Origin of the sequence: Alkalinema pantanalense CENA528 (assembly GCF_050753345.1) — a bacterium.
GTDB lineage: Bacteria > Cyanobacteriota > Cyanobacteriia > Leptolyngbyales > Leptolyngbyaceae > Alkalinema > Alkalinema pantanalense.
Window position 1 is genome coordinate 70,112 of record NZ_JBLZFX010000013.1, and the last position, 25,981, is coordinate 96,092.

General features: G+C 51.4%; 20 protein-coding genes. 11 read left to right on the plus strand and 9 right to left on the minus strand.

The genetic code is table 11. From position 1 onward, the window contains the following. Positions 1-134 precede the first annotated feature (134 nt). The 3 genes from ACN4EG_RS06725 to ACN4EG_RS06735 form a co-directional block, all read right to left on the minus strand. Positions 135-776: a glutathione S-transferase family protein gene (locus ACN4EG_RS06725; RefSeq protein ID WP_431628564.1), complete on the minus strand. Its 642-nt coding sequence runs from the start codon at positions 774-776 to the stop codon at positions 135-137. A 276-nt stretch (positions 777-1,052) separates the two neighbouring features. Further along, entirely contained in the window at positions 1,053-2,471 is a 1,419-nt protein-coding gene (gene trmFO / locus ACN4EG_RS06730; protein WP_431628565.1) for an FADH(2)-oxidizing methylenetetrahydrofolate--tRNA-(uracil(54)-C(5))-methyltransferase TrmFO, read from the minus strand. A gap of 203 nt (positions 2,472-2,674) precedes the next feature. Then, complete coding sequence (locus ACN4EG_RS06735) at positions 2,675-3,493, minus strand: fasciclin domain-containing protein (RefSeq protein ID WP_431628566.1); 819 nt, start codon at positions 3,491-3,493, stop codon at positions 2,675-2,677. A gap of 869 nt (positions 3,494-4,362) precedes the next feature. On the opposite strand from ACN4EG_RS06735, the gene ACN4EG_RS06740 reads away from it, so the two are divergent. Then, a complete protein-coding gene (locus tag ACN4EG_RS06740; RefSeq protein WP_431628567.1) occupies positions 4,363-5,340 on the plus strand; it encodes a sodium-dependent bicarbonate transport family permease in 978 nt (325 codons plus the stop codon). Between the two features lie 65 nt (positions 5,341-5,405). On the opposite strand, the gene ACN4EG_RS06745 is transcribed toward ACN4EG_RS06740, so the two are convergent. Beyond that, positions 5,406-6,176, minus strand: coding sequence for a response regulator transcription factor (locus ACN4EG_RS06745; protein WP_431628568.1), 771 nt, complete (start codon positions 6,174-6,176; stop codon positions 5,406-5,408). Between the two features lie 249 nt (positions 6,177-6,425). Between ACN4EG_RS06745 and ACN4EG_RS06750 the strand changes: the two genes are divergently transcribed. Further along, positions 6,426-7,163 carry a DUF4333 domain-containing protein gene (locus ACN4EG_RS06750; RefSeq protein ID WP_431628569.1) on the plus strand — a complete coding sequence of 246 codons (738 nt, stop codon included), beginning with the start codon at positions 6,426-6,428 and terminating at the stop codon, positions 7,161-7,163. A 67-nt stretch (positions 7,164-7,230) separates the two neighbouring features. On the opposite strand, the gene ACN4EG_RS06755 is transcribed toward ACN4EG_RS06750, so the two are convergent. Beyond that, positions 7,231-10,929: a hydantoinase B/oxoprolinase family protein gene (locus ACN4EG_RS06755; protein WP_431628570.1), complete on the minus strand. Its 3,699-nt coding sequence runs from the start codon at positions 10,927-10,929 to the stop codon at positions 7,231-7,233. Positions 10,930-11,155: 226 nt separating this feature from the next. On the opposite strand from ACN4EG_RS06755, the gene ACN4EG_RS06760 reads away from it, so the two are divergent. The 6 genes from ACN4EG_RS06760 (at position 11,156) to ACN4EG_RS06785 (ending at position 17,446) form a co-directional block, all read left to right on the plus strand. After that, the gene (locus ACN4EG_RS06760) at positions 11,156-12,103 is read left to right on the plus strand and encodes a LysR family transcriptional regulator (RefSeq protein ID WP_431628571.1); all 948 of its coding nucleotides are present in this window, start codon (positions 11,156-11,158) and stop codon (positions 12,101-12,103) included. A 378-nt stretch (positions 12,104-12,481) separates the two neighbouring features. Beyond that, positions 12,482-13,465 carry a PstS family phosphate ABC transporter substrate-binding protein gene (locus tag ACN4EG_RS06765; RefSeq protein ID WP_431628583.1) on the plus strand — a complete coding sequence of 328 codons (984 nt, stop codon included), beginning with the start codon at positions 12,482-12,484 and terminating at the stop codon, positions 13,463-13,465. Between the two features lie 145 nt (positions 13,466-13,610). After that, positions 13,611-14,546: a phosphate ABC transporter permease subunit PstC gene (gene pstC / locus ACN4EG_RS06770; protein ID WP_431628572.1), complete on the plus strand. Its 936-nt coding sequence runs from the start codon at positions 13,611-13,613 to the stop codon at positions 14,544-14,546. Positions 14,547-14,636: 90 nt separating this feature from the next. Then, entirely contained in the window at positions 14,637-15,575 is a 939-nt protein-coding gene (gene pstA, locus ACN4EG_RS06775; RefSeq protein ID WP_431628573.1) for a phosphate ABC transporter permease PstA, read from the plus strand. A 72-nt stretch (positions 15,576-15,647) separates the two neighbouring features. Further along, entirely contained in the window at positions 15,648-16,436 is a 789-nt protein-coding gene (pstB, locus tag ACN4EG_RS06780) for a phosphate ABC transporter ATP-binding protein PstB (RefSeq protein ID WP_431628574.1), read from the plus strand. A gap of 110 nt (positions 16,437-16,546) precedes the next feature. Next, on the plus strand, positions 16,547-17,446 hold the full coding sequence (locus tag ACN4EG_RS06785) for a hypothetical protein (RefSeq protein WP_431628575.1): 900 nt from the start codon (positions 16,547-16,549) through the stop codon (positions 17,444-17,446). A 109-nt stretch (positions 17,447-17,555) separates the two neighbouring features. Here the strand turns inward: ACN4EG_RS06785 and nadA are convergent, their stop codons facing one another. Continuing rightward, a complete protein-coding gene (nadA, locus tag ACN4EG_RS06790) occupies positions 17,556-18,512 on the minus strand; it encodes a quinolinate synthase NadA (RefSeq protein WP_431628576.1) in 957 nt (318 codons plus the stop codon). Between the two features lie 302 nt (positions 18,513-18,814). Here nadA and ACN4EG_RS06795 point away from each other — a divergent pair, with 302 nt between their 5' ends. Further along, positions 18,815-21,352 carry an endonuclease MutS2 gene (locus tag ACN4EG_RS06795; protein WP_431628577.1) on the plus strand — a complete coding sequence of 846 codons (2,538 nt, stop codon included), beginning with the start codon at positions 18,815-18,817 and terminating at the stop codon, positions 21,350-21,352. Between the two features lie 72 nt (positions 21,353-21,424). Here ACN4EG_RS06795 and ACN4EG_RS06800 read toward each other — a convergent pair whose 3' ends face one another. Continuing rightward, a complete protein-coding gene (locus ACN4EG_RS06800) occupies positions 21,425-21,637 on the minus strand; it encodes a hypothetical protein (RefSeq protein ID WP_431628578.1) in 213 nt (70 codons plus the stop codon). Positions 21,638-21,886: 249 nt separating this feature from the next. Then, entirely contained in the window at positions 21,887-22,063 is a 177-nt protein-coding gene (locus ACN4EG_RS06805) for a hypothetical protein (RefSeq protein ID WP_431628579.1), read from the minus strand. Positions 22,064-22,098: 35 nt separating this feature from the next. On the opposite strand from ACN4EG_RS06805, the gene ACN4EG_RS06810 reads away from it, so the two are divergent. After that, positions 22,099-22,575, plus strand: coding sequence for a hypothetical protein (locus tag ACN4EG_RS06810; protein WP_431628580.1), 477 nt, complete (start codon positions 22,099-22,101; stop codon positions 22,573-22,575). Positions 22,576-22,772: 197 nt separating this feature from the next. Next, the gene (locus ACN4EG_RS06815) at positions 22,773-24,812 is read left to right on the plus strand and encodes an NB-ARC domain-containing protein (protein WP_431628581.1); all 2,040 of its coding nucleotides are present in this window, start codon (positions 22,773-22,775) and stop codon (positions 24,810-24,812) included. Positions 24,813-24,839: 27 nt separating this feature from the next. Here ACN4EG_RS06815 and ACN4EG_RS06820 read toward each other — a convergent pair whose 3' ends face one another. Next, entirely contained in the window at positions 24,840-25,763 is a 924-nt protein-coding gene (locus ACN4EG_RS06820) for an Rpn family recombination-promoting nuclease/putative transposase (RefSeq protein WP_431628582.1), read from the minus strand. Positions 25,764-25,981 lie beyond the last annotated feature (218 nt).

A 25,981-nucleotide genomic window follows, 5' to 3' on the forward strand; every position in this document is an offset into this window, starting at 1 on the left:
GCCCTGAGGTCAGGATTTCGGGCAGGTGAGAATGTCCGAACTTAAGCGAAAGGTTGCTGCAAGTTGCTAGGTCTACCCGCATTCTTCTATTTTCTACTGCATCTAGCCGCTTCATCCTGCGTAAACCCCGATCGCTAGAATCGCTGCGCTAGAATTTTGCGGATATTAGGAAGGGCGGCTTCAATGGCTGCTGGTTGCACCATGGTTTGCTGCCAACTTTCCCGCTGGGCCAGTCGCTCTGCCCAAGCCTGCAAGTGTGGATAGTTTTCTAGCGGTAGGGAAGACACTAAAGTTCCCGCCACCACTTCTGCCAAGGTAAATTGTTCTTTGACAAAGTAGATCTGTCCATTCAGCAATTCTTCCAAAAATTGCAAGATACTCGCGACTCGTTGTTGAGCAAATTCCAGTTTCCAGGGTTCAACCTCCAAGCCAACTAGGACACGGGTTAGAGGAATGGTCATAGGTTGAAGTTCAATCACCGTAATCGTTTCAATCATTCGCACAACCGCGATCGCTTCGGGGTCGATCGGCATTAACGGTAGGGTTGGATACTTTGCCTCTAGATAATCCAAAATCGCCAAGGATTCAACAACGCGAAACCCATTGTCTACGATGGCAGGAATGCGTTGTAGGGGATTAATGGCTGTGAAATCGCTGTGCAATTGATCCCCATCCAAATTTACCAGGATCGGTTCAAAAGCAATTTGCTTTTCTAGCAATGCAACCCAGACTCGACGGGCATTCACAGAGATGGGATGGTAATAAAACTTGAGCATAAAACTCCAGCCTCAACAGGACACCTTCACCAATTCCCTTGACGATAACATGACCGCGATCTAGGTTATCTATTCAATAGTCTTGCCCTGTGGATTTGGGCCTCTTATGTTTCCAACGATTTCTGAATTCTGTACTTTTCTCAACTTACATTCCTCTAGTGCAAAGTCAGATGGCTTAAGGCTGAGTTGTGCTGGATACACAATATGTACTGGCCCAATTATGTACTGGCCCAATTATGTACTGGCCCAATATTGAATGGCCATAATAGATCGACCTCAAGTGGATAGGGCAGCAGTCCCGCAATTGGTTTCAATAATCTGATTTGCTCGCATCCAGGTTTCTAGGTCTGCAAAAGACCGATCGCGATAGATTCCATAGCGCTCCTGCTTATTACGAATCTTTTGGGGCAGGGTCGGCAGAATGCCGAAATTCGGGGGCATCGGTTGGAAATGCTTGGGCGAGGCGGAACTGATGAAGTCAAACAATGCGCCCATCATCGTTGTCGTTGGCAAAACTAAGGGATCGCGTCCGAGGGTAACCCGCGCCGCATTCGTTCCCGCCAGCCAGCCTCCTGCCGTTGCTGCGGTGTAGCCTTCCGTGCCGCTCAGTTGTCCCGCCGCCAATAGCGTTGCCCGTTGCTTAAATTGCAGCGTTGCTTTCAGCAATTCCGGCGAATTAATAAACGTATTACGATGCATGACACCCATGCGAACAAATTCTGCATTCTCCAAACCAGGAATCATACGGAACACCCGAGCTTGCTCCCCCCAACGCAGATTCGTCTGGAAACCCACCATATTCCACAACTGCCCTGCCTTATCTTCCTGGCGCAACTGCACCACCGCGTAGGGTCGCTTCGTTTTGTTTTCCGGATCCCGGAAATCCCCTAGCCGCGCATCAAATAAGCCCACGGGCTTTAGCGGGCCGTAGCGCATCGTATCTTCCCCCCGCCGCGCCATTTCTTCGATCGGTAAACAAGCCTCAAAAAACTTGGCCGTTTCCCGTTCAAAGTCCTTCAGTTCCGCCTGTTCCGCCTCACACAGAGCTGTCCAGAACGCCAAGTATTGCTCCCGATTCATGGGGCAGTTCAAATAGGCCGCTTCCCCCCGATCGTAGCGCGAAGCCAAAAACGCAACGTCAAAGTTAATCGATTCTCCCACGACGATCGGACTGGCCGCATCAAAGAAACTCATGTATTCCATCCCTGTGAAGCGATGGAGATTCTCCGCTAAAGCATCGGTGGTCAGCGGCCCCGTCGTCAGGACAACCACGCCATCGGAGGGAATCGCATCCACGGCTTCGCGGCGTAGTTCGATCAGGGGATGTTCTGCCAACGTGCGGGTTAAATCTTCGCTAAAGACTGCTCGATCGACGGCCAGGGCTCCCCCTGCTGGAACCTGGTGTTCATCGGCCTTGGCAATCACGATCGACCCCAGCCGCCGCAACTCTTCATGCAATAACCCCGACGCGCGATCTGTAGCCTGTGCCCCAAAGGAGTTGCTACAAACCAGTTCAGCCAGATGCTCGCTATGGTGAGCGGGACTTTTCTGCAAGGGGCGCATTTCATGCAGAATGACAGGAACTCCAGCCTGGGCGATTTGCCAAGCCGCTTCGGTGCCAGCCAGTCCACCCCCAATCACATGGACAGGATCTGGCTGTTCAGAAAATAGCTGTCCGGGGAATTGCGTCGTCATGGTGCCTAGGTTGCCTACGGTTTGCTAGAAAGTCCTTTTCTAGGATACGGCAGGCGATCGCGAAATCGCTGGAGAAGACCCATCAATTCCCCGAAAAATCAAAAAAGGTTCCCCTTACGGAGAACCAAAAATCAGGAATGTCAGGAATGTAAGAATGTCAGGTTTCGTAATGTCTCAATCACGAACGCCTCGATCGGAAAAGACTAGGGTTTAGTCACAGGCGTTGCGGGAGCTGCTTTGGAATCTGGGCTCACTCCAGGCATGGTGGTGTTTTCAGACTTCTTCGTCGATGAATAGGGTTTAGGTTTAGCAGCAGTCAGATCCTTAGGTGGCAGGATTACCTTATCGATCGCATGGATGACTCCATTGCTAGCTTTGATGTCTGTGGTGGTCACCTTCGCATTATTGACCATAACACCCTTGGCATCAACCTTGAGCGTAATTGGCTGGCCTTCTACCGATTGCACTTGGCCTGATTTTAGGGTCTCAGACATCCCAATCCCCGAAACCACATGGTAAGTGAGTAACTGGATCAGTTTCTGTTTATTTTCGGGTTTCAGCAACTTTTCCACCGTGCCCTTCGGCAGGGCTGCAAAAGCTGCATCGGTGGGTGCAAAGACGGTATAGGGGCCTTCCGCAGACAGGGTTTCGGTTAAGCCTGCGGCCTGAATTGCTGCCGTCAGAGTTTTGAACGACTCATTGCTACCCGCCACATCCACGATCGTTTTGGGCATTTCGGTCGTTTTGGGCATGTCCTCGGTGGGCGGCGTTAAGGGTTCTGCCGAGGTACCAGGAGCCGGAACTTCCTTTTGGGTTGCTTCTGGGGTCGCAGTGGTGGCAGCCGGAGTAGTGGAAGCTGGGGCAGCGGGTGCTGCTGAAGCCGGAGCTTCCGTCGTCCCTGCTGGCGTTTTGGTAGTCGTAGGAACTGCTTGACTGGGCATGGCATGGATGGAACTAGCCAACAATCCTGCACCCATCAAACCAATGACTTGAGCAAACTGAGTGTAATGTAAGCGACTCATCGTTCTTAACCTCCGCTGATAAAACTTAGGAGTTGTGCAACGAACCGTCACATCCTATCGAAGGCAATGCATTTTGACAAATCTAGAAATGCTAAATCAGTTTGTAAATCTAGGTTTGAAGCGATCGGGGCTAGAGAAGACATTGACAATTTTGCTAGGGTTCCCTTGGAAATCTGATCTCTATCCCAGGGTAGAGGGGCAAAGGGGGGGTAGAGTAGGGTCTATGGCATTTTGGCAACACCTGACGGGGACTGGGCTGGCGGCAAATGCCGATCGCCACAGAAAATTACGATCGGGACTTTAGCCTATGTCTCTGGGTAGATATCCCGGTCAAACTTGAATCCTAGAACCCTTTGACAAAAAAAATGCGTAGAGGCCGCGATCTCCCCTACGCATTTTGAGTGAAATATATAACGGGACTGGCGCGAATCGAACGCGCGGCCCAGCGCTTCAGATTGGTGCGAGTTTCCCCACTCTCTGGACTATACCTTCACCCTAGATAATCTATCCGTAGGTGGTAGCCGTCTAGTCTCTACACCTTCTCAAATAGATCTAACTGGTAGTCTATGTGAGCTTGGCTCGGTATTGCCATGGAATGCAGTAATCGTGGTCGTTAGAAGTTTGGCCACTATTACCTCACTCTTTAGGTTTCACCGAATTTGACTACGTTCAGCTATGGAGTTTCCCCCATAGTGCCCAATCAAATTAGGAGGCGCTTGCTCTATCCTACTGAGCTACAGCCCCATGGAAGTTTGTTCAACAACCTCCTCAGAAATTATAGCAGCGCAATTCTGAGATGGGTACGATCGTCCCCGCTCATGTCACACTGGATACTTGTTAGGTTTCTTTACATTTCCGTGGGAGTAGGGATGGATCTCAGTCTGGTTGCGTCAAATTTCTTGAACCCGCCTGTTTTATTCTTCTTTTTAGGGATGCTGGCGGTTTTTGTCAAATCGGATCTAGAGATTCCTCAACCGATTCCTAAGTTTTTTTCATTGTATCTTCTGATCGCGATCGGGTTTAAGGGCGGCGTTGAGTTAGCCAACAGCGGTATTAGTCAGGATGTGGTTCTCACAGTTCTCGCTGCCGTTTTCATGTCCTGTGCGGTTCCCGTCTACACCTACTTCATCCTGCGCCTGAAATTAGACGCCTACAACGCCTCCGCGATCGCGGCTACCTATGGCGCGATCAGTGCCGTTACATTCATCACTGCCAATGCCTTTCTTGAGCAATTGCAAATCCCCTCCGATGGTTATATGGTGGCGGCGCTGGCCTTGATGGAATCCCCTGCAATTATTGTTGGCCTGATTTTGGTACAAATCTTTGCGGCAAAACGGGAAGCAGACCAAGCCATTAGCTGGGGCGAGGTGCTTCAAGAATCGTTTCTCAATGGTTCCGTGTTTTTGTTGTTTGGTAGCATCGCGATCGGTTTACTCACTGGAGAACACGGCTATGAAAAAGTGAAACCGTTTATTGGCGATATGTTCTACGGCGCGTTGATGTTCTTTCTCTTAGATATGGGCTTAATTGCAGCTAAGCGGATTCAGGATTTGAAGAAAACAGGAGTCTTTCTCATTTCATTCTCGATTTTAATTCCGATTGTTAATGCAATTCTCGGAAGTGGGATTGCTTATTTTATTCATATGTCTAAGGGCGATGCCCTACTATTTGCTGTTCTGTGTGCTAGTGCATCCTATATTGCAGTTCCTGCCGCTATGAGGATGTCGGTGCCAGAGGCAAATCCGAGTCTTTATATTTCCACAGCCCTAGCGGTCACTTTTCCCTTTAATATTATCTTTGGTATTCCGTTGTATCTCTACGGTATCAACCTATTTTGGCCAATTTAGTTATTTGGCCAATTGAGTTACATCAGGTTTATCGAGAGATTGATAGAAGGGATGGGTTCAAAAAATTACCGTCCCAAGCGATAGCCAAACCCCCGGACAGTAATGAGATATTGCGGATCACTGGGGTCTAACTCTAGTTTTTCCCGCAGCCAACGAATGTGCACATCCACCGTCTTACTGTCGCCGACGTAGTCCGGCCCCCATGCCTTTTCCAAGAGTTGCTCCCGTGACCAGACCCGTCGAGGGTTTCGCATAAAAATTTCCAGCAAGCGAAACTCCTTGGGAGAGACATTGACTTCCTTCCCCCGAACCGTAACACGGCATTCCTGGGGATAAAGGGTAATTTCGCCGATCGTAATGGGTTGCTGTTGGGGATTGATTTGGGGGACTTGCCGTCGGCGCAATAGAGCTCGACAGCGGGCAATTAATTCCCGCATTCCGAAGGGCTTAGGTAAATAGTCATCGGCTCCAATTTCTAACCCAACAACCCGATCGATTTCCGTGGCCTTCGCACTCAGCATCAGCACCGGCATTTGGTATCCTTCCCGTCGCAGCATCCGACAGATATCCAGGCCATTGACATAGGGCAGCATCAGATCCAAAACAACCAGATCAAATCGTGCGATCGGGGCTGGATTAGCGGAAGAACGATTTCCTCCCGACTGCGAAACAATCATTTCTAGCGCCATGCGTCCATCGCGGACAACGGTAACTTCAAAGCCTTCCTGGGTCAGGGCAAGGGCAACGGTTTCAGAAATTGTTTCTTCATCTTCAATCAGAAGAATTTGCGCAGTATTGTGTGGAAAGAAGGAGTATGGACTATTCGAGGCATCCATGCATTGATTGACAGGCTAATCGTTGCTTGGAGTTATCCTATCATCGTTAGTGCAGGATTGATGCTGCCTAATTCATTGGCGATCGTGATTAAATAACTTGTTAACCTGAATTTCTCAATCTGATTACCTTCTCTTAATCAATTGCTGGAGATCCTTCGATAGTCTACTTAAATGCCCTCTTCATCTCCCTATGGTTTGATCATGGTGTGCCGCAAAATAGTAGCTTCTCTCCCAGTCCGTTGTTGCCTTATGAGCCTTCTAGGGATATTGGCTGGGTGTTTGACTGGTTGCAATCCCCCCTTGGACATGGCACAAGTAGAAAAAAACATTCAGCAGAAATTGGTGCAACAGGGGGCTGGGTCTGTGAAAATGGTCGTTTGCCCAGAAAATCTGCAATCTAAAGAAGGGCAGACCTTTACTTGTACCGCGATTTTTGAGTCGGGGAATGGGGCTGATATGGAAGTGCGCCAAACTGATCGGGAAGGGCAGGTTAGTTGGGAAATTCCCAGCGTGAAAGGCTTGGTGAATCTAGCCCAAGTCCACCAAGTGATTCAGGCAGGCTTGCAAGGGGATCTGGGCGAGGTCACGGTGGATTGTGGTGCAATGACGCCCTATCGAACGGTCAATCCTGGTGATCAGTTTGAGTGTGAAGTAACCCGACGATCGCAGTCCCCAACTCCAATTTCTGCGGATCAATCCAGCAAAACAAATCCCGCAGCTCAACCAACGGACAAGCTATCTGATAAGCTCAAAGCTCCGCAAATTAAAGAACCCGAAAAAGTAGCAGTCACGATCTCGCCTTCTGGGGATATCAACTGGCAACGGCTGATCTCCACCATGGCTCCCCCAGCGAAGGGCCGCCAGCCCCAAGAGACGAAGTCTACGCCTAACAGTTCTACGGTCACACAGGCTCACGATCGGACAACGACGGCGGCTCCCCCTAGCCAAGTGGTCATTCCAGAAACGCCAGAAGATTATGATTCTTAGAAGAATGCCTCGTCCCCATTGAACAAGGCATGATTGCAAGTTAAGGTGAGAGGCACTTGTGCTGAAATCAGCCCCATCCACCCCCACCAGGGGTTTCAATCACAAAGGTATCTCCGGGCTGCATCTCCACCTCGGCTTGACTGCCTAGGGATTCGATCGTGCCATCCCGCCGTTGTACGGTGTTCCGCCCGATCTCGCCGGGTTGCCCTCCGTTTAACCCAAAGGGCGGAATCCGACGATGGCCCGAGAGAATCGCCGCCGTCATCGGTTCGCGGAACTGAATTCGACGAATCACTCCATTACCGCCGCAATATTGGCCGAGGCCACCGCTGTGGGGTCGGAGGGCGAATTCCTGCACTAGTACCGGAAACCGCCATTCCAACACCTCAGGATCGGTGAGGCGGGAATTGGTCATGTGGGTTTGCACCGCATCCGTCCCGTCAAAGGTTGGCCCAGCACCGGAACCGCCACAAATTGTTTCGTAATACTGGTAGCGATCGTTGCCGAAGGTGAAATTATTCATGGTGCCCTGGGAAGCCGCCATCACTTGCAACGCACCATACAAGGCATTGGCGATCGCTTGGGAGGTTTCCACATTGCCCGCCACCACCGCAGCGGGATAGGTGGGATTGAGCAAGCAGCCTGCGGGAACACGGATATCCAACGGTTTGAGACACCCAGCGTTCAACGGAATTTCGTCTTCGACTAACGTGCGGAAGACGTAGAGAACTACGGCTTTGCAAATGGCTAAGGGTGCGTTTAAATTGGTGGCCTGTTGGGGTGACGTGCCCGTAAAGTCGATGCATGCATTGCGGTTGGCAGGGTCGATCGTGACCTTCACGTGAATCACACAACCATCATCCATCACATAGCTAAATTCTCCATCCTGTAATTGTTCAATCACCCGACGTACCGCAGCTTCCGCATTATTTTGAACATGCTGCATATAGGCTTGAACCGTTGTCAATCCATAGTGTTCCACCATGCGCCGGAGTTCCTGGACTCCCCGTTCATTGGCAGCAATTTGTGCCCGTAAATCCGCAAGATTTTGCACCGGATTGCGCACGGGATAGGGGCCAGTGTTGAGTAATTCCAAAAGTTCCACTTCCTGGAATTGTCCCTGGCTGACTAAACAAAAGTTATCCAGCAGAATCCCTTCCTCCGCGATCGTGCGACTGTAGGGCGGCATGGAACCGGGCGTAATCCCGCCAATATCGGCATGGTGTCCCCGTGAGGCGACGTAAAAGCTGGGTTGGGAGGATGCTTCGAGGAATACAGGCGTGATCACGGTGATATCAGGTAAGTGAGTGCCGCCGTTATAGGGATTGTTCGATACATAAACATCCCCCGCTTGTAGCGTTTGCCCCTTAGCGTCAATTAAACTGCGAACACTCTCGCTCATGGAACCCAAATGCACCGGAATATGGGGTGCATTGGCGACTAGCTGACCCTGCGTGTCGAAAATGGCACAGGAAAAGTCTAGACGTTCCTTGATGTTGACGGAATAGCTGGTATTTTGTAGCGTGATGCCCATTTCTTCAGCGATCGCGCGTACCAGGTTGTTGAAAATTTCCAGCAGGACAGGATCGGGTGTTGTGTCATCTATAGTCCGGGAAACGATACTGGAGATCGATCGATTGCTATCTTCACCATCGTGTCGAAGTATCAAGTGATTACGATCGGTTAATTCGGCGTTCCATCCGGGTTCAATGACGTTGGTTCCGGTGGGTTCAATGATTAAGGCAGGGCCAGTAAGGGAATCTCCTGGTTGTAAGTCCGATCGGGTGTAAACCGGGGTTTCCCACCAACGATCGCGGGTGTAAATGGTGACGCTGGCGATCGGGGTGAGCGATCGGTCAGGCTGGCGCGAAATCCTGGGTTCAGTGGGTAGATCGGTTTGGCCGATGACTTCTAAGGCAACGGCTTCGGCAATTAACCCTTTATCCGGCATCGTAAATCCGTAGCGTTGCTGGTAGCGCTGCTCAAATTGATGGCGCATTTCGGCGAGTTCACTCCAGGGAACCCCGATCGTTGAATCGGTTCCTGCATATTTCAGGTAAACCGTTTGTTGAATTTGGATGCGATCGGGATCAATGCCTTGGGATTCCATTTCTGTGCGGCCAGTGATGCCTAAATGGTTTAACGCATTTTCTAATTGTGGGATAACGGCGGGTTCTAAAGGGAGTTCGATCGCCTGTTCCTTCAGCATTCGCAAATCCGCCAAACCCATGCCATAGGCAGATAGTACTCCAGCGTAGGGATGAATCAGAATCTGTTGCATTCCCAGGGCTTCTGCAATCAGGCAGGCGTGCTGGCCCCCCGCTCCCCCAAAGCAACAAAGGGTATATTCACCCACGTCATAGCCCCGCTGCACGGAAATCTTTTTAATCGCATTGGCCATTTTGTCGATCGCGATGGCGAGAAATCCCGCTGCCACCTGTTCCGGACTGCGGCGATCGCCCGTTGCGGTGTGAATGTCTGCGGCGAGTTCCTGAAAGCGTTGCTGGACAATTTCAGTATCTAAGGGCAGATCCCCCGATCGGCCAAATACCGCCGGGAAAAAGGCCGCTTGCAACTTGCCTACCATGACATTGCAGTCCGTGACCGTTAACGGCCCGCCCCGCCGATAGCAGGCAGGCCCAGGATTAGCCCCCGCCGACTCTGGGCCAACGCGATAGCGCGCCCCATCGAACTGCAAAATGGAACCGCCCCCCGCTGCCACGGTATGAATCATCATCATCGGTGCCCGTAGCCGCACTCCCGCGACTTCCGTTTCCAAGGTGCGCTCGTATTCGCCGTTAAAGTGGGACACATCCGTTGACGTGCCGCCCATATCAAAGCCAATGATGCGATCGAACCCGGCCATGGTACTGGTTTTGACCGCGCCGACAATGCCCCCCGCTGGCCCGGAGAGAATGCTGTCCTTGCCCTGAAAGCGGTGGGCGTCTACTAGTCCTCCGTTGGACTGCATAAACATGAGTTTGGGGGATAGGGGGGGCGTCGGGTGGGGAGGATTGAATTTGTTCGCTAACGGTGTATGTTCCAGTTGCGCGGCCACCCGATCGACGTAGCGCCGCAGAATCGGCGAGAGGTAAGCATCCACCACGGTGGTATCGCCTCGGCTGACCAGTTTCATCAGGGGGCTAACCTCATGGGACACCGAAACTTGGGTAAACCCCAGCCGCCTTACCAACTCTGCCACTTGCTGTTCATGGGCCGGATAGCGATAGCCATGGAGAAAGGCGATCGCGCAGGAGCGAATGCCAGCGTCGTAGGCGGCTTGCAGGACTTGGATGAGGCGATCGTCTATGTGCAGCGGTTGCAGAACTTCCCCTTGGGCGCTGTGGCGTTCCTGCACTTCAATCACCTGTTCATAGAGCATTTCCGGCAAGACAATTTGCCGTGCAAAAATGTTAGGCCGATGTTGATAGCCAATGCGTAGCGCATCCCGGAAGCCTTGGGTGATGAGTAAAACGGTGCGATCGCCCTTGCGTTCGAGTAAGGCATTGGTGGCCACTGTGGTTCCCATTTTCACCGCTGCGATGCGATCGGCGGGGAGGGGTTCGCCATCGGGAATGCCCATCAGTTCACGAATCCCTTGAATGGCGGCATCGTCGTAGCGTTCGGGATTTTCTGAGAGCAGCTTGTGCAGCACGATCGTGCCATCGGGGCGTTGGGCAACGATGTCGGTAAACGTGCCTCCCCGATCGATGCCAAACTGCCATTTGGGTTGGGATTGAGCGTGATCTGGATTTGATGCTTGCATGATGAAAATTCCCTTGTTCGTGATTGTGTTGAGTATTAACAGATAGCGATATTTTTGAAATATCTTTTTGATTTTTATACGTTTATTTATGTAGCTGATGGTGTAACGTTAGTCTTAACCGCAATTCCTACAAAACCGATCTCCTTTACTTTAGAAACCAGATCCCGTTGTTTCAAGGGTCATTTGGTAAACCTAAAATATCGTTAGCAATATGGTAGGAATTGCGATGCTGGATCTTGGTCAACCCAATCTTTCACAACCCAATCTTTCCCAACTCAGCCAACTGGAACTGCGGCAACTCTGCTACTTTGTGACGATCGTTGCCAATGGCAATAACTTTAGTCGTGCAGCGGAGCAGTTACACATCGAGCAAGCTCCCCTGAGCCAGCGCATTCGAGCCTTGGAAAAGCGGCTGAATGTGGAATTGTTCGATCGTCGCCATCGCCCCGTCCAACTGACACCCGCCGGAGCCGTTTTCTACCAACAGCTTCAGAGTAGCCTCGCCCAACTTCAACAGGCGATCGAACAAGCCCAACGGACACAGCGGGGGGAACTGGGGGTGTTGCGGCTGGGAATCGCCAGTTCCGTGGCTAACAGCCTTTTGCCGAACCTCCTGCGTCAATTTCGCGATCGTTATCCCCTCGTCACACTGGAACTGCATGAACTCACCGCCCAGCAACAAATTCAAGCCCTGCACGATCGGCAGTTGGACATTGGCTTAGAAGCCTTTCCCAGCTTGGTAGACCGAGATCGTAACTGGAAGCAACAGGTGATTGCCCAGGAGTCTTTAGTTCTGGCCTTACCGATCGAGCATCCCCTAGCGACCCAAGCCCACATTCCCCTACGGTCGATCGCCCAGGAGCCAATTATTCTGCCTTCCCTCGCCGCGTTCCCGTTTTACCACGCCTTTATTACCGCTTGCATTGAAGCTGGCTTCCAACCCCAGGTTGTGCAAACTACGACGGCAACCTGGTTATTGACAATTTTAGGAATGGTTGTGGCCGGGATGGGGGTGGCGGTGCTGCCCAGTAATGTTCTAACCGTCCAGCGCCAGGGCATTCTGTATCGAGAAATTGCCGATCTCCCCCTCACCCGCGAAATTTCCGCCCTCTGGAATGCGGATCACGCTTCGATCGTGCTTGAAAATTTCCTTAGTCTATTGATTAGAGATTGATCCGGGATGAATGATTGCCTCGATCGAGTCCAAATCATTACGCCCTAGAAAGTATGGAGACAGATTCCTGACATGCTGACATTACGACTATTTGACAGAGCCCTAAGGATTTGCTTTGAGGGCTTTAACGCGAATTTAATTTCAGCATAACGTTTGATTTTTTCTTTTTAACCAATTTATAACTTCACATTGCTAGTCACTTAACCTTAATTCTGTATTGTGAAAACGTCTTAGTGGATTTGCATCTACCTAGATGTATAGCTGAAAACAATCACTCGGGTGATGGCTTAAAATGCTGTTGTGTTACTGAGGTGATTATTTTTTGCTGAGTTATAGCGATGTCAGTGTAGTCACACAACCTTTCAGAAAGTAATCAGTATTATGTTTTCCCAGGTTTATCGCTTCATTACTGTAGGTGCAGTGGCTACGATCGCCTCGATCGTCGGTTTCTCCACCGCTGCCCAAGCTCAGGTCAAGGTTGACGGCTCCAGCACAGTGTTCCCCATTACGGAAGCGGCAGCAGCAGCTTTCCAAAAGTCTTCTGGACAGAAAGTGACCGTTGGTATTTCCGGAACGGGTGGCGGATTGAAGAAGTTCTGCAACGGCGAAACGGATATTTCCAACGCATCCCGTCCCATTCTAGAAAAGGAACTGAAACTCTGCAAAGAAAAGGGCATTAAGTTTATTGAAATCCCAGTGGCAATGGATGCGCTGACTGTGGTTGTTAGCCCCCAAAATAATTGGGCCAATAACTTGACGGCTGATCAGCTCAAGAAAATCTGGGATGCAGGCAGCACCGTCAAAAACTGGAAGGAAGTGGATGGCAGCTTCCCCGATGCACCCTTGAAGCTGTTTGGGCCAGGGGCAGATTCCGGTACCTTCGATTACTTCACTGAAGCCATCAACGGTAAGGCCAAGAAGAGCCGGACAGACTACACCGGAAGCGAAGATGATAACGTCCTGGTGCAAGGTGTTTCCCGCGACAAGAACGCGCTGGGCTACTTTGGTTTTGCTTACTACCAAAAGAATAATCGTCGGTTGAAAGCTGTTAAGGTCAATGGGGTGGAACCTTCCCTCGCAAATGTAACCAATGGGAGCTACCGTCCGCTATCCCGTCCGTTGTTCATCTATGTCAACGCGGACTCGGCCAAGAACAAGCAGCCTGTGAAATCCTTTGTGGAGTCTTACCTGAATGGAGCCTCGGGTTTTACGTCCAAGGTGGGCTATTTACCCTTGATCGATCAGGTGTATAGCGTCAGCAAAAAGCACCTGTCTGAAGGGAAAACAGGCACTCGCTTTGCGGGTAAAGAACCCACGAACTTGAAGATGGAAGATTTAGTCAAGATGGAACCTAAAGACTAAGTCCTGATTCAGCACGTTTTTCCATTCCGGCATGCAAGTGTCGCTGTTTCGAGACAAGGCTGTGTTGGGGGTTCTCAGAGCAGCTTTGTCTCTTCTTGGCATATAAATTTCTTTATTTGCTGTAAATTTACTCCTCCCGTTCCCTATGGCGCGTTCCTTTCCCTCTCTAGCAACGTCAGCGCAGCAATCTCAAAAGCGTCGATCGATCCGTCAAGTTCAGGAAAAAGTGATTGAAGGTTTACTGTTTCTAGCTGCGTTTTCCTGTGTGGCAGTCACGATCGCCATTATGGTGATTTTAGGCGTCGAGTCCTTTGGTTTGTTCCAGCAGATCTCGATCGTTGAATTTCTTACAGGCATCGAATGGGCACCGCTATTTGAACCGCCGAAGTATGGTGTTTTACCTCTCATTACGGGAACCTTGACCACAACCTTGGTCGCGCTCTCAGTTGCGATTCCCTTGGGAACCACGATCGCCCTCTTTCTCAGTGAGTTTGCTTCTGCCACTATCCGGGAATGGACAAAGCCAATTTTGGAACTGCTTGCGGGGATTCCCACCGTCGTTTATGGCTATTTTGCATTGCTGTTTATTACCCCGTTGCTGCAAATGGTGCTGCCGGATTTGGGGGGATTCAATATGCTGTCGGCAGGGTTGGTCATGGGAGTCATGATTACTCCGTTGATCAGTTCCATTAGTGAAGATGCACTACGATCGGTGCCTGCGGATCTACGGGAGGGCTCCTACGCAACGGGAGCAACTCGGCTTCAGACGGCCTACAGCGTGGTCTTTCCCGCTGCCCTATCCGGTGTTTCGTCTTCCTATATCCTCGGAATCTCCCGTGCCGTGGGCGAAACGATGATTGTCGCGATCGCCGCAGGATTGCAGCCAACATTGACCTTTAATCCCCTCGATTCCGCCGCAACGATGACAGCTTATATTGTCCAGGTCAGTTTGGGGGATTTGCCCCATGGAACAACTGGTTACCAAACAATCTTTGCCGTAGGTCTCACCCTAGTCTTAATTACATTAGTGTTTAACATCATTGGACATTTTTTGAGCAAGCGCTATCGAGAACGGTATTAAACGGATTTTTATTTATTCTGCGATCTAGTGTAATCAGCATTACCTCAACCATTACAGGTTTGATCGAGCTTCTGTATCTCCATCCATGCCATGACACCTTCCTCTCTGACCCCTCCTGCCTTAAATTCCATTCACCAAGCTGTCTCGCGACGGCAACTCCTTAGCCAATCCTTCGCGATCGTAGGTGTGGTAGGCATTTTGATTGCAGTCATTACGCTGATTGCTCTGATCCTACAAATGGTGCTCCAAGGTGCGCCAAAACTCAACTGGCAATTTCTCATCTCCTTTGCCGATCCCGATCCTGCGATCGCCGGAATTTTGGCCGCTTGGGTGGGAACGGGCTTAGTGATGTTGGTGACGGTGACGGCGGCGGTTCCCATCGGGATCGCAGCGGGGGTGTACTTAGAGGAATATGCGAAAAAGAATTGGCTCTCGGATTTGATTGAAATTAACGTGACGAATTTGGCGGGGGTGCCCTCGATCGTCTACGGCCTGCTTGCCCTAGGGTTATTTAAGTACTACTTCAACTTAGGCGAAAGCATTCTCACGGCAGGATTGACCTTAGCGCTTCTGGTGCTCCCGGTGGTGATTGTGACGACTCGGGAAGCGTTACGGGCCATTCCCAACGCCCTACGGGAAGCCGCCTACGCCATGGGTGCTAGCAAATGGCAAATGATTGCCCACCATCTGTTGCCCTACTCGATGGGCAGTATCCTAACGGGGGTGATTATTGGTCTTTCCCGCGCGATCGGGGAAACGGCTCCCCTTGTGACGATCGGGGCTCTGACCTTTATTGCCTTCTTGCCCGAATCACCTTTCACAGCCTCTTTTCCCTTTATTTCCTTGGAGTGGCTCAAAGCTCCCTTTACGGTGTTACCCATTCAAATGTTTAACTGGGTATCCCGGCCAGAAATTGAGTTTCAAACGAATGCAGCAGCGGCAGGGGTGATCTTAATTGCAATGACTTTATCAATGAATGGGTTGGCAATCTATTTACGCTATCGCGTTCGAAAAGGGCTTAAGTGGTAGCGTCAATGCAAGAAACATCGACGAGATCGGAATTACTACACCTCACCTCAACCGTTTAGAAAGCTTAAAGTCATGCTAGAAACAGTCTTACAAACCACACCGATCCAACCCAAAGTAGAAGCTGCTAGTCTCAATTTCTACTATGGCAGTATCCATGCCCTCAAGAACATCAATCTCATCCTGCCGGACAAGCAAATTACGGCGCTGATTGGGCCATCTGGCTGTGGCAAGACGACGTTGCTGCGCTGCTTTAACCGGATGCATGATCTCTATCCCGGCAATCGCTATGAGGGAGAAATCATTCTGGATGGTGCGGTCAATATTTTGTCCCGTCGCCTTGATCCGATCGAAGTGCGGATGCGGGTTGGCATGGTGTTTCAACGTCCAAATCCCTTCCCGAAATCGATTTTTGAGAATGTGGCCTACGGGCTGCGGGTGCGGGGGGAAAAGAACCGCACGACGATCGCAGAAAAAGTCGAGAAAGCATTGCAAGATGCGGCCCTGTGGAATGAAGTAAAAGATCGGTTACAGGATATGGCGTTTAATCTTTCGGGAGGGCAACAGCAACGGCTTTGCATTGCCCGTGCGCTGGCGACCGATCCAGAATTGATTTTGTTTGATGAGCCAACTTCGGCCCTCGACCCGATCTCCACGGCTAACGTGGAAGATTTGATGACGAAGCTCAAGCATCAAGTCACGATTTTGATTGTCACCCACAGTATGCAACAGGCAGCGCGACTTTCTGACTACACCGCTTTTATGTATCTGGGGGAACTGGTTGAGCACGATCGGACTGAGGTCATTTTTAATGATCCACTGAACAAACAAACCAAGGATTACATTAGCGGTCGATTTGGCTAATGAATTAAGTCGCTTCTAAGAATTTCAATAGTTGATGAAAATTACCATTGGATAATCATCACTGTTGAAATGATCAAACCAGTCAATTTTGCAATACTACCTGGATACCTATGCAGACATCAAAAGGCACATTACTCCTCGACCCCCAACCTACGCCTCAGGAACCGTTGCCCAATCCCAACACACCTGAGCCTCCTAAATCCAGGCGATTGGCCCTGCTAAATAATTGGCAGCAATGGATTAAACCGATGCTTTTGTTATCGGCTGGCGTCCATGCCTTGATTTTCTTCACGCCCCTCACTAGTCTGAACAAACCTCAGCCTAAGGAAAAAGAACCGCCCGTTAAGTTATCCCGACTCTCGGATAAGGTATTGGTTAAAACGTTGCCGAAAGTGAAAGTGACCGATGCAGTGAAACCTGCTGTGCCACCGGTGAAAGTTGCTTCGACTAGCCCGATCGTGATTAAGGAAAGCCCTAAACCTGAGCCGGAGAAGAAAGCGGAACCTAAGTCGCCGGAGAAGAAAGCGGAGACAAAGCCCGCGACCCCCACAACCGATTCTGGATCAACGGAGGGTGCCAATGCCAACGAGGTAGATGCTGATAAGGCTACCACCGATAAAAACGAAGCATCTAAGTTGGATGCAGAATCTCAAAAGTTCTCTGATGTGATTGTTGGTCTTCGGAAGGCGCTGAACCCGAGTGAAGATAACGAACCTGAGGTAGATCCCTATCTGTTGCCTGAACCAACGGAGTTTTTCCCGAACCCGGATGATTCGACCCAAGTGGTGGGAGGCATTCTAGGAAAATCTTGGATTTCCAATACTGATGTCGATAGTGTTGCAGCGAGTTTAGGCAGTCAGTTTGCCGATGGATTTACCAAGAAAGCGTCCTATGGGGGAGGCGATGTTTTTGAGGCTAAACTCGGTTCTACGGTACGGTATGTCAGTTTGGTCAATGTCAATAGCGGCAGTGGAGTGATTGTATTTCTCTGGAATAAATCCCCGGTATAGCTGTGGTGTCCAGCCAAAGGTCAATACACCTTGGATTAAGCAAGTAGTGAAGTAGATGATCAGGGTGTGTGTTGCTCTCTGAGTCAGCGACACACACACAAGCACTTCTTTAACTCATTTCCAACATACGTTGAATGGGGCGCAGGGCTGCGACTCGGGTCGCTTCCGGAAGGGTAATTTCTGGCGTTCTATTTTTCATGGCTAAATACAATTTTTCCAGCGTATTCAACCGCATGTGGGGACATTCATTACAAGCACAATTGTTCAGTGGCGGCGCAGGAATAAATTTCTTATCAGGAGCGGCTTTTTGCATTTGGTGAATGATGCCCGGTTCCGTGACCACGATGAACGATGAACTGGGACTTTGTTGGCAGTATTTGAGTAATCCGGTGGTGGAGGCGATGTAGTTGGCGTGTTTGAGCAGGGGAATTTCGCATTCCGGGTGGGCAATGACTTCCGCCTGGGGATGGGCCATTTTGAGTTCAATCAGTTTTTTCTCAGAAAACGTCTCGTGTACCATGCAACTCCCCTGCCAGAGCACCATGTCTCGCCCGGTCTGCTCCATGACGTAGCGTCCTAGGTTGCGATCGGGGGCGAAGATAATCGGTTGCTCCAGGGGAATTTGGTTGACAATTTTAACGGCGTTGGCGCTGGTGCAGATGATGTCACTCATCGCTTTGATTTCCGCTGTGCAGTTGATGTAGGAAATCACGATGTGATCTGGGTGCTGCCGTTTGAAGTCGGCGAAGGCATCCGGGGGGCAACTGTCAGCCAGGGAGCAGCCAGCGGCTAAGTCGGGCAGGAGAACTAATTTTTCGGGGTTAAGAATTTTGGCAGTTTCCGCCATAAAGTGAACCCCAGCGAAGATGATGACATCCGCCTGGGTTTGGGCTGCCTGCTGGGACAGTCCGAGGGAATCACCCAGATAATCCGCAATGTCTTGAATCTCAGAATCTTGGTAGTAATGCGCCAAAATCACGGCATTCAGGTCTTTTTTGAGATCTCGAATGGCGGCAAATAGATCGCGCGGCAAGGGATTTTGGGTCGATGCAACGGTGGTAAACACGATCGAAGGATCCTTGGGTGAGATGGATGAGAGTAGATATTTATAGTTTAAATTACCAAAATTAAAAGTCAATATTTTATCAGAAATTACCAAGAAGATAATTTCTTTGGATCCGTCAAGACGGGTGTGCGGAATCCAGAAATCCTAGAATAGGGCTTTTGGTGCATCCTTGGGCAGAAAATGCCGGAGTTCAGATCGGCAAGTCCTCGGCCCAGGGTGTCGCTCCGAACACCATCCCTTAGAATGGAAGCAGTCCTGTTTCTCTGATGAACGCTTTGATTTCCCCTGCTAGCCCACAAAATTTGACTCAAACAACTTTGACCCAGCCCGATCGCAGCCAGCAAGAAACCCTAGACCTGTTAGAGTGGTCGCGGCTCTGTCAGCATTTGGCGACCTTTGCGGCGACGAAGTTAGGGGCGATCGCGGCACGGAATTTGCAAATTCCGACCACCCAAGGCGAAACGCTGCAATTATTGGCCCAGACCCGTGAAGTTTATACGCTGGAAAATCAGTTGGCCAGTGGGCTTCAGTTTACGGGCATTCAAGACATTGGGGATGCGTTAGAACGATCGGCGTTGCAAGGGATTCTCTCCGGGGAGGAGTTGCTGGAAATTGCGACGACCTTGGCGGGAGCACGAAATTTACGGCGGACGATCGAGAATCAGGACAATTTGCCAACGCTGACGGAATTGGTTGCGGAATTGCGAACCTATCCTGAAATTGAACAGGAAATTTATCGCTGCATTGACGATCGGGGGAAGGTGACGGAACGGGCCAGTCCGAAGCTGGCGGACATTCGGGAAAAAATTCGCAGCACCCGCGATCGAATCTATAGCATCTTACAAAAAATGCTAAGTCGCCATGGGAATGCGATTCAGGAACCCGTGATTACTCAACGGGATGGCCGTTTTGTGATTCCCGTCAAAGCGCCCCAAAAGGATGCCATTCCGGGGATTGTCCACGATGCCTCTATGAGTGGAGCCACGCTGTATGTGGAACCGCAATCGACGGTACAGATGAATAATGCCCTACGCCAACTGCTGCGGCAGGAGCAGGCGGAGGAAGAAGCGGTTCGGCGCAAGTTAACGGAACAGGTGGCGGCGGTTCAGGAAGATTTGGAAGCGTTGGTGGCGATTTGTACGCGGTTGGATTTAGCCACGGCGCGGGCTCGCTATAGCTTTTGGTTGGAGGCCAATCCACCGCGATTTATTGACTGGGGGGAAGGGGACAAAACGGAGCCGATCGTGCTGCGGAATTTGCGCCATCCGCTGTTAATTTGGCAGCAGCAACACGAACAGGGACGCGAAGTGGTGCCGATTCATTTGACGATCGATCCACAGATCCGGGTGGTGGCAATTACGGGGCCGAATACCGGGGGAAAAACGGTGACGTTGAAGACCCTGGCGCTGGCAGTATTGATGGCGAAGGTAGGGTTATTTGTTCCGGCGCGGGAACCCGTGGAACTGCCTTGGTTTAGCCAAGTATTAGCCGATATTGGCGATGAACAGTCATTGCAGCAAAGTTTGTCTACGTTTTCTGGTCACATTCGCCGCATCGGTCGCATTTTGAATGCGTTAGCACCGGGTGAAGCATTGCCGATCGCGTTGCCTGAAGCGTTACCGGATGACGGAGCTTCGGATTCTGCGGAAGAGTCTCAAGCGCTGATGGCGGCATTGTCTTCGGAAGCTTCTACCACGGTTTCCAGAGCGTTGTCTAATTCCCTGGTGCTGTTGGATGAGGTCGGTGCAGGGACTGATCCGTCCGAGGGCAGTGCCCTGGCGATCGCGCTGTTGAAGCATTTGGCCGACCATACAAAATTGACGATCGCGACAACCCACTTTGGCGAGTTAAAGGCGTTGAAATACCAGGACGATCGCTTTGAAAATGCCTCGGTGGAGTTTGATGATGTGTCGCTGTCGCCGACCTATCGCTTGCTGTGGGGCATTCCGGGCCGATCGAATGCACTGACGATCGCGCGGCGGTTGGGGTTACAGGATTCTGTGGTGGATGCGGCGCAGACCTATGTGGGCGGGCTGTCCCAGGATATCAACGACGTGATTGCGGGATTGGAAGCGCAGCGGCGGGAACAGGAGACTAAGGCGAAGGAAGCCGATCGTCTTATCAAACAAGCGGAGTTTTTCTATGAGCAGGTGACGGCAAAGGCGCAAAAGCTGAAGGAACGGGAACGGGAACTGAAGCAGGCCCAGGAAGATGCGGTGCAGAAAATGCTGTTGGATGCGAAGTCGCAGATTGCCCAGGTGATTAAGCAGTTGCAGAAGGGGACTCCGACGGCGCAGGATGCGCAAGCGGCGACGGAACAGTTACAGAAGGTTGCCAATCGCCATTTGCCATCAGCACAACCGAAGCAGAAACCAGGATTTCAGCCGAAGGTGGGCGATCGGGTGCGGATTCCGCGCTTGGGGCAGACGGCGGAAGTGCTGGCGGTGGATGAGGAGGATTTGACGGTTCGGTTTGGCATCATGAAGATGACCATTTCGATCTATGAAATTGAATCGCTACAAGGCCAAAAGGTACAACGGGAGGAGAAACCGAAGGAGAATCGCAAGGCAGAACCGACACCTCCACCGTTAGCGCCTGCGATCCGGACAGAGAGCAATACGTTTGATATTCGGGGTAGTCGGGTGGCGGATGCGGAAATTACGATCGATCGGGCGATTTCCGCAGCCCAAGGCCCGATTTGGATCATCCATGGGCACGGGACGGGGAAACTTCGCCAAGGGGTGCATGAGTTTTTGAAGCAGCATCATCGGGTGGCGAAGTTTGAGGCGGCGGAGAAGCACGATGGGGGATCGGGGGTGACGGTGGTTTATCCGCGCTAAGGGAGTTTCAGAGCTCGATCGTGCTTGTCCAAAAACCCGGTTTTTCAGAAAAACCGGGTTTTTTAGGTAACACTAGGCTCGATCGCGTTCCATCATGCTGATGTATTTCCAATCGGAACCGAGGACGGGGATGGGTGGACTCCAACGCACACGATCGCTGAAACGCAAACTATGTAACTGATTAATCGCTGCTTGCACGTCTTCGCGGGTGCCTAGTAAATAAAATTGCAACGGTCTACGTTCCCCATCGCTAACACGATCGGGATTCACAAAGCCAGTAAACATGGGATTTCTCCTGATTGTTGGGACGGGAAGAAACCCCAAAAATTAAGGCCACCCTTTTGCACAGGACAAGTAGGGTGGCCCGATCGAATGTTACAATCCGTGTCAGACCGCCTTGCTGCTGTGATCAGCTTGGGGGTTTAGCTGCCCTCTGTTGGGTGGAATCAACTGGGGCAGCGCCTTAATTTTTGGGAGACTAGCTGATTCAATTGAGCCGTTTAAAACGATTGTACTCAGCTATGAGAAACAAGCCTACGGACAAACCAGGGTTCTGTCAACCGTATTGGGTAATTTTGTAATTCTGTTGCAATCCTGTGATGTTTGGTAATATTCCCCAACGGGGCGATCGTGGGAGAGGTGAGGGGCGATTGCTTGGGGCAATTTGGCAGACTCTGCGGAATTCGCTGCTTTTTCTATGAAGATGGTCATAATCAAGAGAGTCCCCTGAATGGAGCGCATTTCCCATGGAACCGATTACGACGGCGACGATCGTGACTTTGGTGCTGACGAAGGCGATCGAGAAGAATGGCGAGAAGATTACGGAGGCGGTGTGGACGGTGGCGGGGAAGCTGCTGACGAAGCTGAAGGAGAAGATGCCGCTGACGGGGATGAAGTTGGAACAGGTGCAGACGAATCCCGCGCTGATGGAGTCTCACCCGAAGGATTTTGGGGTGGAGGTGTTGGAAGGGGAGATTGTAGAGGCAGTGAAGGATGGGGAGGTGTTGGCGCTGGCGGAGGCGGTGGCGCAAGCGGTGAAGGCAGAGGGGATTACGGTGCGGCGCATGGTGGTTTTGAGCGATGTTCAGGCGGAGGAGTCGATCGTGGTGGGAAAAGTACAGCAAGAATCGACTGGGGGAGAGGCTGCGGAACAGGTCGTGGCTGAAAAAGTTAAGGCAAAAAGTATACAGATTGGGGATGTGACTCAAAAACAATCGCTGTAAATCATTAATCGCGAGGTTGCTCAGTATTCGATCCCCCTAAATCCCCCTTAATAAGGGGGACTTTGAATCTATTTTTTCCAGTTCCCCCTTTATTTCTAGCGTTAGCGGCGCGTAGCGTGGGGGCTAGGGAGGATGAGATCTGTAGCGTTAATAAAACAATTTGGTATAAGAGTACTCCAGCAATTTTATTTATTCCTATGACTGCTAATCAGCCTAATTCCCCATCCGATCGTAAAGTGTTGATCAAACAATCTGTTTTGGAAGGCGTTACCGTTGAAGGTGATTTGCGGATTGGTGATATAACGCAGATTGTGAATTATGCCGATCGCCTGTTGTCTTGTCATCAGTTGCCGAATCGTAATCTCAATTTTGTGGGACGGGTGGCGGAGCAGGCGGAGATTCGATCGCTGTTGGAACAGTCCAAGAATGGCGGTGGGGTGGCGATTAGCGCGATCGCGGGGATGGGGGGCATTGGCAAGTCGGCGTTGGCGTTGCATTTGGCCCATGAGTTGATGCCGGATTATCCCGATGCGCAGCTTTATGTAAATTTGCGGGGGGCGGAGGCGGAGACGGCGTTGGGGCTGTCGGCGGAGGCGGTGCTGGGCGGTTGGCTGGTGGGGCTGGGCTATGAGGCACAGCAGGTCGATCGCTGGAGCTTGGAGGAAAAGGCCAATGCCTATCGATCGTGGATGCGGGGCAAGCGGGCGATCGTGCTGCTGGACAATGCGCGGGATGCGGCGCAGGTGAAGCCACTCCTGCCGGGGAGTGCGGGCTGTGTGGTGTTGGTGACGAGTCGGCGCAGTTTGGCGACGGTGGCGGGGTTGCAGGAGCATCGCTTGGGGGTGTTGCAGCCGCAGGAGGCGATCGAACTGTTTCAAAAAACGGCGGGGCTGGCGGAGGGCGATCGCGCGCAACTGGAGGCGGTGGTGGAGCTGTGTGGGCGGTTGCCGCTGGGGATTGAGATTGTGGCGGCGACGATGAAGGTGCGGCGTTGGGATTTGGTGCGGGTGGTGGAGAAGTTGCAGAAGGCACGACTGAATCTGATGCGGCGGGAGGATTTGGATGTGCGGGCTTGTTTTGAGTTGAGTTATTGCGAATTGGAGGCGCAGTTGGCGCGGGTCTTTTTGCGGGTGAGTGGGATTCCGGGGGCGGATTTTGGCACACCGATCGCGGAGGTGGCCCTGGAGCAGGAAGACCTGTTGGAGGCGTTGGAGGAGCTGGAGGAGGCGCGGTTGCTGGAGTCTCGGCGGGCGGGGCGGTTTGAGATGCATGATTTGCTGCGGGAGTTTGCCCAAGAGAAGCTGGAACCGGAGGAGGCGCATCAGGTTGGCCTGCGGGCGGTGCAGTGGTATGCGGGGGTGGCGGATTTTTGTGATGATTGCGTGCGGGGGGCTGTGAAGGCCGATCGCTTGGCGGGGATGCTGGCGGCGGGAGAGTCGGAGCGGGAGGGGCAGAATCGGTTGTCCCAGGAGGCGATCGCGTGGTTTCAGAGTGAGTTTAAGAATTTGTTGCAGGCGGTGATTTGGGCGGATGGGGCGGAGGAATGGTCGCTTGTGATCCGGTTGCCTCGGCTGCTGGATATGTTTACTAAGTTTCAGACGGGGCGAGGGGAGCTTTTGGCGGTCTATGGGTTGGCGCTGGAAGCAGCGAGGAGGACTCAAGATAGACTCGGCGAAGCCAATACGTTACAAGCGATCGCCGATGTCTTGCAGTTTAAAGACCGTCGTGATGAAGCCTTAGAGAATTACCGCGAGGCGATCGGCATTTATCGGGAAGTGGGCGCTCGACTGGGGGAAGCCAATGTTTGCGATGCTTTAGCGCTCCTATCCATTGAGCAGAAAAATTATCCCGCTGCCCTCAACTATCACCAACAAGCCCTTGTAATCTTTCAATCTATGGATTCAGCCTATAACGAAGGCTGGTCTTATCTCTACATCGCAAGAACTCAAATCAAACTCAACAAAGCCTACGAAGCCCAACAATCCTATCAATCAGCAATTGCCTGTTTCCAACAGATCGGCATGGATAATCTCATCCAACTGTGCCATCAAGAAATGCAACCCATCAATCAACCTAGCTCCGGCCCCATTGCCCCGCCCATCATCGATCCCCCATCTCCCCAAGCCTCACCCACCACTCGCCCCCGCCCCAAATCCTCCAATAATCCCCCAAACTTTTGGATTTTGTTTGGCATTGGACTGGCGATCGCCCTACTGATTTACTGGCTAAAACGATAACAACCTCCACACAACACGATTGGAAAATTAGCGATCGCCAGGGTGATTCTGTAGCCAGGTTTGCAGGTCAGCGATTGTCGTGAAATCCAACAGCGCTTCGGCAAGGGCTTCCAGGTTAGACAACGATCGGGTTTCCAAGGTCGCTGAAATCCCCTCAGGCAAAGTCCCAAAACGTCGAGTCAATAGCCGTAATACCAGCGATCTGCATTCCTCCTGCCGACCCGTTTGTAGTCCTTCCTGCCGACCCGTTTGCAGTCCAGTTTGAATACCTTCTTCACGGCCTTCTTCCCGACCTTCTTCCTTCGCTTCTTGATAAAAGCGCGTTTCTTGGAGTGTAATGCCGAGCATGGCTTCTACCTCGCGACGACTCAAATGGGTGAACTTGTAGGCCAATATCGTAGTTATCATTTCCATAATGCCACGTCGATCGCGCTCCGGCAGTTCCGTTTGGCTCGATCGGGTCAGCAAATTGCGGGCCGCTTGGGGAATGATCGCCTCATCCAGAATCGTCAACACCATGAGGGCAACGCCCAGAGGCAAATCCTCAAGATCACCCAGTTCATCCAGATAAATGCGATGAACGCGGGAACCGTGGAGCAGGTCTTCGTAGGGGGAAGTCGCAGATTGTTCGATCGTTCTGGTGGGATAAATGATCACGGCTTGCCAGTCAGTAAAGCGTGACCGTTGGCGGTAGAAATAGAGAAAAGATTCGCCAAAGAGCCGTTCGTAGAGTTGCTCGTCGCGCTGGAATTGCACTTCGCAGAAGTAGACAGTCGCAGGCGGTTGGTCTTCGGGGGGAAGAAAGACACCATCGATCTCGAATTTGGCTTCCTTAACCGCAACGGAGTCGAAGCGGTACTGGGCCGCGTGGGTGGGAGCAGTTCCAAGGAGGTCAAACAGGAGAGTCGGGTTGGTTTGGAAGAGTTTGTAGAAGATAGTATCTCGCCGCATGGTGGGCTGAGCAGCATTGTGAAATTGAATTAATTCAATAGTACTACAATCTGCATCCTAGAGAATGATCGATGGAACAATATCAAATAGATAAAAAGAACGTAACTACTCAGGCTGTGGTTTAAGCGACACAGGATTGCCCGAGAACAATCCAACGAGAGCGTCTAAAAGATTGATATTCTGCTTGCGCAAGGTGGATAAATAGCCCCGAATGCGAC